Here is a 14249-nt window from a genome sequence, read left to right as displayed (position 1 = left end):
AAAGCTGGGGATCCCGTTCATTTGGGCAGGGGGAAGGTGTTCGCATAATAGCCGCCCGATGGCTGAGGCCAGTTTAACTGCTGGCCAGGGGCAGGTGGTCGAGTCGGTCTGGGCTAAAATGCTCTCTATCCGTCTTGCTGCTCCCCCTGATGGACGACCCTCCTTTAGCCTCGGCCCCCAGCCCTGAGTTCTCTTGGGGAGAGGCGTCTCTCAGTCTCCTCTGGGTTATCGCTCTTCTCCTCATCAACGCTTTTTTTGTGGCGGTGGAGTTTTCCTTGGTGTCGGCGCGGCGCTCCCGCATGGTGCAGCTGGCCAGCGAAGGGAACCGCCAGGCGGGGATTGTGCAAAAGGCCCAGGAACAGTTGGAGTATGCCCTCTCCACCACCCAGTTGGGCATTACCCTAGCCAGCGTGCTGCTGGGCTGGATTGGGGCCACCCAGGTTGCGCCGACGCTGTTTTTGGCCTTGAGGCAGTTGGCTTGGCTTCAGAATGTGGATCCCGCCCTTATCCGGGGAGTGGCAGTGGTGGTGGTGTTTTCGCTGCTCACCTATTTCCAAATTGTGGTGGGAGAGCTGATCCCGAAAACTCTGGCCATTCTCTACTCGGAGCCGATTGCGCTGCAACTGGCCTGGCTTAACCGCTTGGTGAGCCGCTTTTTGCACCCTTTCGTGGAGCTGCTCCGGTTCTCCTCCCGCTGCTTGTTGCAGCTTTTTGGCGTCCGCATCCCGGAGGCCACTTCTTTTTACAGCACCATGACAGTGGAGGAGCTGCAACTGCTGATTGCCTCGTCGGTGGAGTCGGGCAACATCGAGGCGGAGGAGCGGGAGCTGTTGAGCAATATTTTCGAGTTCGGCGAGACGGTGGCCAGCGAGGTGATGATCCCGCGCACCAGCATCGATGCGGTGCCGGAGACGGCCACGGTGCAAGAGGTGCTGGCCGAGGTGGCCGAATCGGGGCATTCCCGTTACCCGGTCTATGGCGAGTCTTTGGACGACATCCGGGGGCTGATTCACGTCAAGGAGCTCATTGGCGAGCTGGCCAAGGGATCCTTGGATTTGCACAGCCCCATTGCTCCCTTCATTCGGGAGGTTCACTTTGAGCCGGAAAACAAGCTGATCGCAGAGCTCTTGCCGGAGATGCAGCGGCACCACTGGCCGATGGTGGTGCTAGTGGATGAGTTTGGCGGCACGGCGGGCCTGATTACCATCCAAGACCTGGTGGAGGAGATCGTCGGCAAGCTCTCCGATGGCCCAGATCCCAAGGCGAAGGAGCCGGATATTCAGGAGCTGGACGAAAATACCCTCCTCATCCAGGCCCAGTTGGACATTGAAGAGGTCAACGAGCGCTGCCACCTCAACTTGCCCCTCCACGAGGACTACCAGACCCTGGGGGGCTTTTTGATCTACCACCTGCAGAAGATCCCGCGCGTGGGGGAAAAGTTTACCTACCAAGACATGGAGTTCCAGGTGGTGCGCATGGAAGGGCCGCGGGTGGATCGGGTGAAGGTCGTCCGCCACCGCCGCAGCTCTCCCAACCCCCTGCCTTCCCTGCCCCCTGCTCAGACGGCGCAGCCGGGCACTTGAGGAGCTAGGTTTTGACGACCTTGAGGGTCTGCAGCCGCACGTCTTCGGGGCCGTTGATGAAGCCGCCCGCCTCGTGCACCAGCAGCAGATAGTCCACTGCCTCTTGGGTCACCTCTTCGCCAGGCACCAAAATGGGGATCCCAGGCGGGTAGGGGGAAATGATTTCGGCACAGATGCGGCCCACAGCTTCTTGAAAAGGGATCCGCTCGATGGGGGCAAAAAAGGCCTGCCGCGGCGAGAGCCGTTGGGGCGGGAGGGGGGGGCGTTTCAATTCGGCCAGGCGCCGCAGTTTCTCGGCCATTGCCAGGGAAGGCGGGGATCCCTGGGCATACTTCGACAAAGCCGCAAAGCTCTCCACCAGCCGGTCGATATCCCGCTGGGTGTTGCCGAGGCTAACAATAAAGACCACGTTGTGCAGGGTGGACATCTCCGGCTGCACGTGGAAGTGCTCGTTGACCCAGTCGTGGGCGTCGAAGCCAAAGAGGCCCAGCCCCGACACCGTCACGGTCAAGCGGGTGCGATCCAAATCGAAAAAGCCGGGAGTGGAGCCAATGCGTTCCGGGCCAAAACAGAAGATCCCGGAAATACGGTTGAGGCGGGCGCGGGCCTGATCCGCCAAAGCCAGGGCTTGGCCCAGGAGAACTTCCCCTTCCAGGGCCATCTGCCGCCGCGCCACGTCCAGCGACATCATGAGCACGTAGTTAGGGCTGGTGGACTGCAGCAGCTGCAGGATGTTGCGGACTCGGTTGGGATCGACTCGGGATCCCTTGAGGTGCAGCATCGACGCCTGGGTCATGCCGGAGATGACTTTATGGGTGGACTGCACCACCAGGTCGGCGCCGGCTTCCAAGGCGGAGAGGGGCAGTTCTGGATGAAAGCCCAAGTGGGGCCCGTGGGCTTCGTCCACTAGCAGAGGCAGGTTGTGGGCATGGGCAATGGCTGCCAGCGCTTCTAAGTCGCAGCAAACCCCGTAGTAGGTGGGGCTGACCACCAACACGCCCTTGGCGTCGGGGTGCTGGGCCAGGGCCTGCTCCAGGCCGGCAGGAGTGATGCCGTGGGCAATGCCCAGCTCCGAGTCAAAATCCGGCTCAATGTAGACGGGCACGGCCCCAGAGAGGATCACGCCGGCGATGGCCGACTTGTGACAGTTGCGCGGTAGTAGGATCTTGTCCCCTGGGTCGCACACCGCCATCACCAGGGTTTCTACGCCACAAGTGGAGCCGTTGACCAAAAACCAACTGCGATCGGCGCCGTAGGCCGCTGCCGCCAGCTCTTGCGCTTCCCGGATCACGCCGTCGGGATCGTGGAGGTTGTCCACCTCCGGCAACTCGGTGAGATCGGCCCGGAAGACGTTTTCTCCCAAAAACTCCCGCAAGTCGGCGGCGATCCCGCGTCCCTGCTTATGGCCTGGCGTGTGAAAGGGAGCCTTGTCCAAGCTGCAATAGTGGCGGATGGCCTCAAAAAGAGGGGCCCGCTCTTGGGCTTTGCGGTCCAGCAGGCGCAGACGACGGGACGCTTTGGACAGATGCGACAGAACCATGGACCACTCCCCAACACACCAGCGTCCAGCCATTATCCATCCCCAGCCTAGCCAAGTCCACCCTCAAGGTCGCCTCAGGAAGTGTCTTTCCTGCTAGCCTGGGTTTCAGGTTGCCTTTTCTTCCTGTATGTTTGAAAAACTGCCTCTTCCCCTGAGCACGCTCGTGTTGCTGGCGGGCGTTGCCGCCACAGCTTGGGGCTTTGCCCAGTACAGCGATCCCACCCTCAATCTCATCGGCCTGTTTGTCGGGATCCCTCTGCTGCTGGGGGGGGTGACCATGAAGGTGGTGGAGCTCAAGCCAGTGCCTGCCCTGACGTCCCCTTCGCCAGAAGTGCTCCAAGCCCGCGCTCAGCAGGCCACGGAAATTCAAAAACAAGTCCGCGCCGACATCACCAAATATAGCTATGGGGCCAACGCCCACCTGGAAGAGGCCCTGGAGTTTCTCGGCCTGCGCGGCCCTCTGGAAGCAGACCTACCCAAAATCAAAGGCTACAGAGAAGAATTGCGGGATGGCCGCTACACCCTGGTGCTCCTGTTTGATTCGCCAGCCGTTTCCTTCCAGCAATGGCAGGAAAGCTACCAAAAAAAAATGCAGGGCTTCTTTGGCCGCGACGTGGAGGTGCAACTGGAGCAGCCCCGAGAACATCAGGTGGAGCTGGCGCTCATCGCCCGTCCCGGATCCCAGGCCACCTGAGCAAGACGGCGGGGCTTAGGTCCTTTGATTTCACAGTTTTGTTCTTAAGATTAGAACGACTCACACAGGTGTGTTCAGAACTGAAACACTAGAGGAAGGAGACTTGGGGATCCCTATTTTTTGAATGGTAAAAAGTTAGCAGGATTCCTCTCTGAGCGACACGAAAACAGCGCCAGCAATGACGCTAAGCTCTCGTCCTCAAGCTGGTTGCCAGTCGCTTGCCAAAAGCTTCTACAACCCACCTCATGCAATCCAAGGGATCCCTGGCAGCAGTTGTCACCAGTTGGTCTCGTAGGGTTTTGGTTCCAAGATAAGCAGTTGGTCAAGAAACTTAACATCTAGGTCAACTCATCTTAACTCAATAAAGACTCCCCGAGCCATCGGGTTAACTTTTGTGGGTCTCAGCAGCCCAATCCTGAATAATCCAGGTACGCAAGATCTGGATTTCCTCAGGGCTCAAGTGGCCCAAGCGATCGGTGCCGGTGCCGTTGCGGCGAATATAGGCCAATTCGGGAGATCCGCTGCGTCCAATAAAAGAGCCGGGAAATTCTCCTTGGGGATCACTCACGGGGGGTCTCGGCGTCGGCATGGCTCCTGTCCCAAGCTCCAACAAGGAACCGGGGGCGTCGGCCTCTTTTCCTTCCCCATTCAAGGGGATCCCTGCCGCCCGCTGAATAACAGCATGGCGAGCCAACCAGCGCGGTTTCAGCAACTCGCTATTTTCTGATCCGGGCGTTACGTAACGCATCACCGCGGCATAGCTATCCAAAGGGCTGCGCCGCATCCGACCGGCCTGCTGATGACAACCTACACAACTGGCTTCTAGCAAGGGCTTAATATCTCGCTGGTAGGTGTATTGAGGCTCGGTGCGGAAGGTCAACTCTATGGGATTTTGTAAATCGAGCTCTTTGGCAGCAGGTAAGAACACTCTGTAATCAGTGCTGTAGCTGAGTGGCTGTAAAGGCTGTACAATTAGCTCGTTGCCCTGGATATCAAAGGCTACTTCCAAAGGAGGCTGGATCCCAAAAGCCAAACTCGTTATTCCTGTCGGAAGCTCTCGGTCGAAACGCAGGCGAATGCTTTGACCAACTGGGATCCCTCTTTGGCCATTGGAAGGATTGCTAGAGACCAATGCGACTCCACCTTGAGGAAGAGGAGTAAATTCTACCTGAGCTTTTCGGGCCGGCACTCTTGGTTGTAAAAGAGTCAACGCATTGGGATAGAAAGTGGCATATCGTTCCAGTTGGGTTGGCAATGGGTTTTGCTGCCAAACACTGCGAGGCATTCGCACTGTGAATAGGGGCACCTGTTGTTCGCCGGCTTGCCCCCGTACTTCTAAAGTAAGCTGCTCCGCTTGCGGCTGTGCCTGAAATTGTTGTGCCAAGGTCTGCCAAACCAAAGAGCGCGATTGCTCGACAAGCTGTGAATAGCTCTGCCCCTGCACCCGTAGAGAGAGATGGTAGGTTTGCGGCCAGCCCACCTCACCCAAAGCTAGCACCCAGGCCAGCCCGAAGGCGAGCAACAGGGATCCCAGCTTTAGCCAAAGTCGGCGGCAAGAGTTCGATATCAGCATTAAGCAGCAACGTATCTTAGGTTTTAGCAGTTTCTATGAGTGTCTTCCATCTTTGACAAAGCAACTGATTTGGGAAAATGACAGTCATTGGTGGGGCACTCTTCTAGTCCTCTAGAATAGTTGGGGTAATCAAGGCAACGACTTCACTTCTAGTGTTCGTCGTGTTTTGCCTACGAAAGAGAGAGCCTAGCAGAGGGATCTCAGCAAGAAGTGGAACTTTATCAACAGACACTCGATCCTCCTCTTGTATCAATCCTGCCAAAAATAGTGTTTCCCTGTCTTTAAGTCTGATTTGCAAAGAGCCAACAGAACGCTGATTGAGTAAGCTAATTACGGTTCCGTCTGCTAAAGTAATTTGGCTACCAATAGATGAAACCTGGGGAAGAAGATTCAACGTAACGTAGCCATTGTCATCAATCCTGACGTTTTGAATAATTAAGTTGACTCCTGCGTTTCCTTTTTCAAAAACGACTGTTGACGTACCCGTTGCAGGGTCTGTTACCAACCTCCTATTGGTGATAACTTCTTGACCAACTACAATAGCCGCACCCGTGTTGTTAGCGACGACCACTTTTGGGTCAGCCAGTATCTTGGCTGTTCCTGAAGCAATAGCTGCATCTATGCGGGCCGCAAGAGATTGCTGGAGTCGGTTTAAGGTGTTGAACACAAGTGAGCCTCCAGTTCCTACGGAAGGAACTACGCCAACGTCAGGAACCGAAGACCCTGCGGGCTGGTTGAGGGGAGTTCCACCAAAGTTGGTATTATCTCCAGAGCCCAGTGCAAAGTTTCCGGAAGCACCGCCTAATGCAACTCCTAGATTAGAGTTATTATCGAGGTTAATCTCAATAAACCTAGCACTAACTAAGACCTGACGACTTCTAAGATCAATTTGGGCAAGGTAGGCTGCAATCACATCATGCTGGGCAGGTGTGGCAACAATAGTTAGTGAGTTCGTTCTTGGATCTGCTTGAATGGCTGACTCTTGAGCGAGAGGGATATTCGATGCTTCCAGAATAGCTAAAATTCTACTTCTGATTTCACTTGGAGTGATACTTAGTTGTCTAGCATTGATTTCGACTGTTGCTTGCCCGCCTCCGGCCCCAGCAGCAGTAAGGTTAAAAGTCTGTTCTGTCTCTTCAATTCTCAATTGATTAAGTCTATATGTTTTGACGATCCGCTGGCCGACTCCAGGGAGTGTAGTACCAATAAAAACTGTTTGCCCTACACGGGTTGCTTGCAGTTCCTTCAGGCGCAAGATAAAGTTAAATGTCTCTTGCAAAGGTGAGTCAGCTACATCCAAGGAAATCGTTAAGTCTGGAGGAACATCATTAAGGACTACATTTAGTCCAGCTCGACGCACCAAGAGACTCAACACGTCACCTACGGGAGCATCCCTCAGGGTTAAGGTGATCTTGGCATTTGAGCCCAAGTCAACTGGAGGGGGAGCAGGAATGATGCTGCCGACTGCAAGATCCCCTGCCGGAGGAGCTACTGCTCGACCCTGGAACGGAGAAGTGCTGAGATCAACAGATCCCGGTGGCAGTTGGGGTTGGTTGAGCTGTCCTACAGAGGGCACCTGAGAAATGACCGGCCTAGGAGAAGCTGGCTGAGGAGTAGGAGCTGTCTGAGCTGGCGGGGAAGAGGGGGAGTTTTGGGCAAGAGGCTGAGGAGTAGGAGCTGCCACGCGGGGAGAAGGAGAGTTTTGAGCAGCCGGAGAAGAGGCAGGGGTTGCCGGTGGGGCACCAGGCTGAGCTCGAGTTGGCGAGGCTGGTTGATTGGGCACTACTTCTTGGCTGGGCGCTGCAGCTACAGGAGCTGGCAGGGCAGAGGGCAAGCCCTCAAACTCGAAGACCAACTGCGTTGGGCTACGCTGGGCCAGCAAGCCTTGGGGAGCTGCCGCAACGCCGGCAATTTCTACCCGCACGCTGTCACTACCTATTTGCTTGGCTTCGATGAAGCGCACTCCCGGCAGGGGAGAATCCTGACGATAGCGGCCTTGACCTCTATCCAGTTGGGCATTGGCGATATCCCCAATCCAAGACCGGCCCTGCTGGGTAAAGAACACCTGAGGACGGGCGCCCCCCGTGGTTTGGATCTCCAGTCTCATGCGGTTGCCGTGGGGCACTAGCCGAATATCGGTGATACGGCTGAGGCTTTGCGGATGGGTGGAGGTCAATTGTTGGGCAGCAGCCTCATCAGGCCGGCTTTCTACGGCCAACAGGGGCAGAGAAAGGATCAAGCTCAATGCCCATCCCCAAGCAACTCGACGGCTCATTATCCTCACACCTCACTCCCTTGTCCAAGCGTGTTCCTGCTTGACCTTCAGCACAGGTCTAGGCCGTGCTTCCCTAATCAAAGCCGAAATTTTAGCTTTTGCCACTACCTGTAGAGGCTTTTTTCTCCAATCTTCCCTACAGTCACACCAGATAGATGTCCCTCACCTCTGGGTTGCCCCCTGCGACAGAGCCCGCTGTCAGCCACCAGAGCCTAAGCAGGGTTCAGGCTGACCTATTGACCGGGTGCTGGCTGCTCTGGTTCAGATTGAGTAGGGGCGGGCTGTTCTGGTGCAGGGGAGGGTTATCCTTCGGGCGCAGGGGCAGTACCCAAGGGAATGTCTTTGTTGTAGTAATAGGCGGTCAAGTCGAAGGCGACGTTCAGCTCCCCCCTCCCTTGAACGGGATTGAGGGAGAGGTTGCCCACGCGGAACAGAGCCCGAAAACGCTCGATGTCTCTCATGAGGTTGATGATGTCGGTGTAGGGACCCCGCAGGGTGACGCGGGTTGTCTGCAGTTGGATGGCTGGGGCGATGATGGCAGGCACTTCTGGGTTGTTCGAGGAAGCTGGCGTCAGAGGGGAAGGGCTGAAACTGAGCAACTGAGCATTGGGTTGTCCCCGCACCAGTCGGTTGAGATCGATCAGTTGCGTGTCGGCATTCTCGGGGGTGGCGAGCAAGGCGCTGATCTGTTGCTGCTGCACGCGAGCCCTCTCGATTTGGTTGGGCAGATCCTGTAAGCCGGCAATCTGGCCCTGTACCTCCTGCAACTGGCTGGTTTTTTGGGCTACCTCTCTTTCTAAGGCTTGCACCTCTCTAATCAGAGGACGGAGTTGGGTGAAGGCCAAAAAGCTCGCCGCGCCCAGGCCCAGGATCCCGATCAACAGGCCAATGCGAATAGGGGTCAGCTCGACCCCCAACAATACCGGCGGCCCTGCCGGAGGTGCCACCAGTTGTTCGTCGTGAAAACTTTCCACCGAGCCGGTCATCAGTTCCCCTCCACTTGACGCAAAATGCGGATCTTTTCCACCAAGCCTATCGCTCCCCGCTGCTCCAGCTCGCGGGTCAACTCCGGGTCGGGATCCCCTATGGTTCGAATAGTAACCGTTAGGCCGTAGGTGACGCTGGGTTCAGTTTCAGGGGTGCCCTCCACTCGAGAGGCACTGTTGAGAACGGCACTGGTTACGAAGTTGGAATCCAGCAGAGTGAGCAAAAAGTCGTTCACCAAGGGAAAATCCAGCGCCCCGCCTTGGATGTTCACAGTATCGCCAGAGGCGCTGATGTTGGTTATCCATACCCCTTGCCCAGGGATCCTGCGCCGCAGTTCTTCTAGAATGGCCGACCAGGGCTGGACGGATCCGAGAAAAGAGCGAAACCCTTCCGTCTGGGTGCGAATGGTTTGCAGTTCTTGGCTGAGGCCCTGGAGTCGGGTCAACTCGGCATTGGCTGTGCTGAGTTCACCGTCGAGGCGGGTTCGCTCTGCCCTCAGAGTATTCCGCTGACGGGAAAAGCTGTCTTGGAAATACAAGAAAGCCCCCATGGCCACAGCAGCCACGGCAACCCCCAGACCAATGGCCAAAGCCCAGCTCTCAGCTCCGGCGGCAGTTTCCGGGCCAGCCACCACTCCCCCTGTCTGAACTGTGGTGGGAACCTCCGGTCTTTCTTTCAGAAAGTTGATCTCTGGTGTGTACATCTCACCGCCTCGCTCATGGTTGGGTATTGCGCTTAGGGGATCCTCTTGGGCGGATCCCGAAGACTACTTGCTGGCTTCCCGCATGGCCAGCCCCAGGGCCACTCCCATCGCCGGTCGCTCCTCCAAGGGCACCTCGATTGAATCCGGTATCAGGATGCTGCCGAAGGGATCCGCTAACTCTACGGCCAGGCTCAGCGACTGCGACAAGAAACCATCCATTTGGCCAATAGCCGCCCCCGGCCCAGCCAACAATACCTTCACCACAGGGGAGTTACTCTCTGCGCTGGTAAAGAAATCAATGGAGCGCCTCAGCTCGTCCGCCAAATCGGAAACGACCCGCGCCACGGCTGCCACGCCCGGGTTACTGGGAACCGGTTGCTCTCCCGTGGCCAAAACATCGGCGGGGTTGATCAAGGGTAACCTTAGAGTTCGCAACAGGTCGCCGGTGCGGCTAACCGGCAAATTCAGGGCCTGGGCTAGCACCTGCCGCATGTGAATGGTGCCGATGTTGACGGTGCGGGTAAACTGCGGGATGCCGTTGACCAAGATGCTGATCTCGCTGCTGTCGTAGCCGATGGAGCTGAGCAACACCGCCTCTTGGGGGCTGTACTGGATGAGTTGGTCACGGATGGTGCGAATGAGGGAGAAGCTGGCCAGCTCCACACAGCGCGCCTTCAAGTTGGCCGCCTGCAGCACGGCCAGGTAATTGTCCACCACCTCTTTGGGGATGGCTGCTAGCAGCACCTCGATGCGCTCAATGCCATCCTGGGAAAGGTCTAGGCCCAGGGGCTGGTAGTCCACATCCGCCTGATCCCGGGGGTAGGGGATGTAGAGCTCCGCCTCCTGTTCTAGAACCACCCGCCGCAACTCATCGGCAGGCAGGTCAGCAGGCAGGCGAATGAGACGGACGATCGCCTCTCGCACCGGCACCGCGGTCGCCACTGGCAAGCTGGTGGGCACCTTGTATTCGTTTAGTAAGTTGGCCAATGTCAAGCCAACTGTGCTCGGATCAAGAATGCGCCCCTCGATCACTGCCCCCTCTGGCATTTCCACGCTGTGGTAGTGAACCAGACGATAGCGACCATTGCCCTGCTTCTTGACTTGGGCAACAGCAAGGCGCTCGGGATTGATATCTACCCCAAGCATGGTTTGAGTTTTGGAGCCACCAAGAAAGCCGAACACGCCCTGCCCTCTGCGCCACTGCTAGACGCATACTACCCAATTTGTCTGGGGGTTACCACCATTTGCAGTTGACTGCTGGCAAAGATTTGTGCTAGCTGACCCTCCCCTGCCAGGGATCCCAACCCGTTCCAAGCAAGCGAGGCTTGCCTGTAGCTACACCCTAGATGGGAAAGGCAGAACTTGCGGCTAGAATCGTAGTCTGTATCTATAATATATGGACACTGGGCTGACCCTATCGCCCCTCTTTGAAATGCTGAGAACTTGTGAATTCGACCTGGCCATTCCGGCCCCAGGCCGGCTATACCGCGGCAGCGGCATCCTCGAGGCTGTCCCCCTGACAGCTCTGGGATCCCGCGTGTTGGTGATCGGGGGGGAGCGCTCCCTGGCCGTGGCCGAGCTGCCCCTGAAGCGCAATCTGGGGCGGGATCCCGCCGTTCAGGTTTACTGGAGCACCTATGGTGTCGACTGCAGCGAGTCGGAGCTGGCTCGCCTACAGGCCCTGGCCACGGCAGAGTCCGTAACCGGCATTGTAGGGGTGGGGGGCGGCAAGGCCCTAGACACGGCCAAGTTGGTGGCCCATCGCTTGGGGATCCCGGTGGCGACGGTGCCCACCTCCGCCGCCACCTGTGCCGCCTGGAGCGCCCTGTCCAACATCTACTCTGACACAGGTGCCTTTCAGCGGGATGTGGCTTTGGATCGGGCACCTGCCGCTTTGATTCTGGACTATGAGCTCATCCTGCAGGCCCCGGCGCGCACCCTGGTGGCCGGGATTGGAGATGCCTTGGCCAAGTGGTACGAGTCTTCTGTCAGCAGCGGCGCCTCGGAAGATGCCCTGGTGATCGGAGCTGTGCAGCAGGCCCGCGTTTTGCGGGATTTGCTCTTGCAACAATCGGTGGCGGCCCTGCGGGAGCCGGGTGGCACGGCTTGGAAGCAGGTGGTGGATGCCTGCATTTGCCTGGCGGGGATCGTCGGCGGCATGGGAGGGGCCAAGTGTCGCACCGTGGCCGCCCACGCCGTTCACAACGGCCTAACCCATTTGCCGGGACACCGGGCCACCCTGCACGGGGAGAAAGTGGCCTTTGGCATTTTGGCCCAGCTCCGCCTAGAGGAGATCCTGCAGGGAAGCCAGTTGGCGCTAGCGGCCCGCACTCAGTTGCTGGCGTTCTACCGCCAGGTGGGACTGCCCCTGAACCTGCGGGATCTGCACCTAGGCCACCTGGGATCCGCCGAGCTGCTGCAAGCAGCCCAGGTGGCCTGCCAGCCAGGCTCCGATATCCACCACCTGCCCTTCCCCGTCAGCCCGGAAGCCCTGCTGGTGGCTCTTACCACCACCGACCTGACCAGCTCCAGCCCCGCCTTGCTGCGGCTTTAGGCCCGCCAGCCTCTGCCACCTTAAACTTTGCCGGTACGGGCCTGAGTTTTCCTCACCCGCCGCCGCGCCTCGCCGTAGGCCCCGGAGGTGGCGCCTGCCAAGATCAGGGCTCCGCCCAGCCAGGTCCACCCATCTGGGAGCTCGGCAAATGCCCAGAAACCGATTAGACTGGCCCAGAGCAAGCGGGAAAAATCCAGAGGCAGCAGCATCGTCACCTCAGCCAGCTTGTAGGCTTGGGTGAGGGCCACCTGGCCCAGGCTGCCCAACAGCCCCATCGCTGCCATCCACAGCCACTGCTCCGGCGAAGGCCAGGTCCAAACCCAAACAGCAGCCAAGAAGGAAAGGGGGGTCTGCAACAGGCCCATGTAGGCCGTGATCGTGAGGCTGGACTCGGTGCGGGCGAGGATCTTGAGCACAATGGTTACCCAGGCAAAGAGCGCTGCCGCCGCCAAGGCCAGCCCCGTTCCCAAAGAGAACTCCCGCAAGCCCGGCCTCAACACCACCAAAGCCCCGACAAACCCCAGGCCCAACCCCAGCCAGCGGGAGGGGCGCATCTGTTCGCCCAATACCCAGACCGCCATCATGCCGGCAAACAAAAGCTGGACAAAGCTCAGCGCCGTGGCCTCTGCCAAAGGCAAGAGGCTGGCCGCCCAGAAGGAAAGCAGCATCCCCACCGTGCTGATTGCCGAGCGCAGGAGGTAGAAGCTCATCTTGGCGGTGCGCAGCGAGTGGATCCCTGCTCGCAAAAGCAGCGGTACCAGGGCAAGAAACCCGAATAGGTTGCGAAAAACACAATCTCAAAAGGGTGCAGGGCAGGCGTGTTGAGGCGGATGATCGCCCCCAGGCAGGCAAAGCAGAAGGTGGCCAGCAGCTTCAGGGCAACCCCTTGCCAAGCCCTCTTGTTTCTCCGCTCGGCAAGGTGATCCACCTGGTGGCGATACCCCGTCCCCAAAGTCACAGCTCACACCCAAATGGTTTAGGCACAGAGTTTTCAGCCTCGGGCTCTCAGCTTAACCAGGCTCCTAGGGATCCGGCTGCGCTTCTGGGCACTCCCTGCCGTCCACTGGCCCATCTGATCGGCGGGGCGGGGATCCCTGGGAGCTATGGCCATCTCAAATAGCCATGAACAAGTTGTTCCCTCGCTCCACAGCTCCCCTCTCCCAGAGGGAGAGGGGCTGGGGGTGAGGGGAGAGACGGGCTGGAAGGTCTAGGTCTTCTTCAGGATCTGTCGGAGGTAGGCAATCACTGTCTCTGGCTTGAGGTGGGCCATGCAGGGGTGGCCTTCCACCAGGCAGGCTTCGTTTTTGAACTTGTTTTCTGCACAGACCCGACATTTATAGGGAGTCTGGGTAACGTAAACATGGGGCAAGCGAGGTGCCCACAGTCGCACGGGGCTAGCTCCATCGCCGTCGGCATCGTTGCCAAACAGGGCAATGGTGGGGCAGCCCACGGCCGCCGCAATGTGCATCGGCCCCGCGTCCACGGAAATACAAACCCGCGCCCGCTTCAGGGCCCCGGCCAACTCGAGGAGGCCGGTCTTGCCCCGCAGGTCGATCATCCCCGTCTGGATCAGGAGTTGGTCTTCGCCGTCGCCGTGGTAGAGGGATCGCTGTAGCTCGGGGGCGCTGCCAATGAGCCCCACCTGCAAGCCCTGCCCCTGGCACCATTCGATCACCTGGCGCCAGTACTGCAAGGGCCACATCTTGGCACGGCGGGTGGTGGTGATGTGCACCAAGACTTCCGGTACTGCAAAGTCGGGATCCCGGCTGGGCAGCTCCAGGCGGAAAAAGTCGGTCTCTACGTAAGCCAGGCGGCAGAAGATCTCGGCGATGTAGTTGCTAGTGAGGATATCTTTGTAGCGCTGCAAAAACGCCAGGCTGTTCCAGTCGTCGTCCTGGAGCATGCGCTGCACCGGGTCGGAGCCGGGATCCAACTTGCGGCGAAAATCCAGGGTCAAGCCGGCCCCGGCAATGTACCGGGGTCGCAGGGCCGTCACCGCCACCAGGTTGAGCTCGCTGAACTCGTCGCAGTTGATGGCCAGATCGTAGGGCCCGGCCTGGGCCACCCGATCCCGCACTGCCGCCGTCAGGGCCTCGAGGTAATCGGGGCGGCGGCTGTAGAGGGGGAAGCTGAAGTCGATATAGGGACAGTGGAGCTCAAAGTCGCGGGTGGTCTCGCTGCCGAAAAAATCCAAGACACAGCCGGGGTATTTCTCCTTGAGGCCGCGCAAGAGGGGGACGGTGACCACGAAGTTGCCCACCTTGCTGGAAGAAAATACCGCTAGGTGGGGCCGTTCCCGCAGAGGCTGGTTGGCAAACCGTTGCATAGGGTTGGGATCCC

General features: G+C 58.6%; 12 protein-coding genes and 1 pseudogene. 3 read left to right on the top strand and 10 right to left on the bottom strand.

Annotated elements, in window-relative coordinates; genetic code table 11:
* The first annotated feature begins 149 nt into the window (after positions 1-149).
* Complete coding sequence (locus tag NW855_RS03075; RefSeq protein WP_414402623.1) at positions 150-1583, top strand: hemolysin family protein; 1434 nt, start codon at positions 150-152, stop codon at positions 1581-1583.
* A gap of 4 nt (positions 1584-1587) precedes the next feature.
* Here the strand turns inward: NW855_RS03075 and NW855_RS03070 are convergent, their stop codons facing one another.
* Positions 1588-3123, bottom strand: a complete 1536-nt coding sequence (locus NW855_RS03070) for an aminotransferase class I/II-fold pyridoxal phosphate-dependent enzyme (RefSeq protein WP_414402624.1) — start codon at positions 3121-3123, stop codon at positions 1588-1590.
* Between the two features lie 127 nt (positions 3124-3250).
* Between NW855_RS03070 and NW855_RS03065 the strand changes: the two genes are divergently transcribed.
* Positions 3251-3817 (top strand): DUF2854 domain-containing protein, encoded by a 567-nt coding sequence (locus NW855_RS03065; protein WP_011429883.1) that lies wholly within the window; start codon positions 3251-3253, stop codon positions 3815-3817.
* Positions 3818-4202: 385 nt separating this feature from the next.
* On the opposite strand, the gene NW855_RS03060 is transcribed toward NW855_RS03065, so the two are convergent.
* The 6 genes and pseudogenes from NW855_RS03060 to pilM form a co-directional block, all read right to left on the bottom strand.
* On the bottom strand, positions 4203-5297 hold the full coding sequence (locus NW855_RS03060; protein ID WP_414508327.1) for an Ig-like domain-containing protein: 1095 nt from the start codon (positions 5295-5297) through the stop codon (positions 4203-4205).
* A gap of 196 nt (positions 5298-5493) precedes the next feature.
* Positions 5494-6762, bottom strand: coding sequence for a type II secretion system protein GspD (locus tag NW855_RS03055; protein ID WP_414508347.1), 1269 nt, complete (start codon positions 6760-6762; stop codon positions 5494-5496).
* Between the two features lie 579 nt (positions 6763-7341).
* Positions 7342-7497, bottom strand: a pseudogene (locus NW855_RS03050) (AMIN domain-containing protein); the annotation flags it as partial.
* Positions 7498-7967: 470 nt separating this feature from the next.
* Positions 7968-8651: a hypothetical protein gene (locus NW855_RS03045; RefSeq protein ID WP_414402627.1), complete on the bottom strand. Its 684-nt coding sequence runs from the start codon at positions 8649-8651 to the stop codon at positions 7968-7970.
* On the bottom strand, positions 8651-9355 hold the full coding sequence (locus NW855_RS03040; protein ID WP_011429876.1) for a PilN domain-containing protein: 705 nt from the start codon (positions 9353-9355) through the stop codon (positions 8651-8653). The genes NW855_RS03045 and NW855_RS03040 overlap by 1 nt, the downstream gene beginning before the upstream one ends.
* A 63-nt stretch (positions 9356-9418) precedes the next feature.
* Positions 9419-10501 carry a type IV pilus biogenesis protein PilM gene (pilM, locus tag NW855_RS03035; protein ID WP_240530483.1) on the bottom strand — a complete coding sequence of 361 codons (1083 nt, stop codon included), beginning with the start codon at positions 10499-10501 and terminating at the stop codon, positions 9419-9421.
* A 286-nt stretch (positions 10502-10787) separates the two neighbouring features.
* On the opposite strand from pilM, the gene NW855_RS03030 reads away from it, so the two are divergent.
* Positions 10788-11909 carry an iron-containing alcohol dehydrogenase family protein gene (locus tag NW855_RS03030; RefSeq protein WP_414402628.1) on the top strand — a complete coding sequence of 374 codons (1122 nt, stop codon included), beginning with the start codon at positions 10788-10790 and terminating at the stop codon, positions 11907-11909.
* A 20-nt stretch (positions 11910-11929) separates the two neighbouring features.
* On the opposite strand, the gene NW855_RS03025 is transcribed toward NW855_RS03030, so the two are convergent.
* The 3 genes from NW855_RS03025 to NW855_RS03015 form a co-directional block, all read right to left on the bottom strand.
* A complete protein-coding gene (locus tag NW855_RS03025; protein ID WP_414402629.1) occupies positions 11930-12655 on the bottom strand; it encodes a DMT family transporter in 726 nt (241 codons plus the stop codon).
* Positions 12616-12867: a hypothetical protein gene (locus tag NW855_RS03020; protein WP_414402630.1), complete on the bottom strand. Its 252-nt coding sequence runs from the start codon at positions 12865-12867 to the stop codon at positions 12616-12618. Before NW855_RS03020 ends, NW855_RS03025 begins: the two co-directional genes overlap by 40 nt.
* 249 nt (positions 12868-13116) lie before the next feature.
* Complete coding sequence (locus NW855_RS03015) at positions 13117-14235, bottom strand: glycosyltransferase family 9 protein (RefSeq protein WP_414402631.1); 1119 nt, start codon at positions 14233-14235, stop codon at positions 13117-13119.
* Positions 14236-14249: the final 14 nt, after the last annotated feature.

The sequence above is a fragment of the Synechococcus sp. RC10B2 genome (assembly GCF_047502635.1).
The sequence above is the reverse complement of the archived record's forward strand: the minus strand, read 5'-3'. Positions and strand labels throughout refer to the sequence as shown.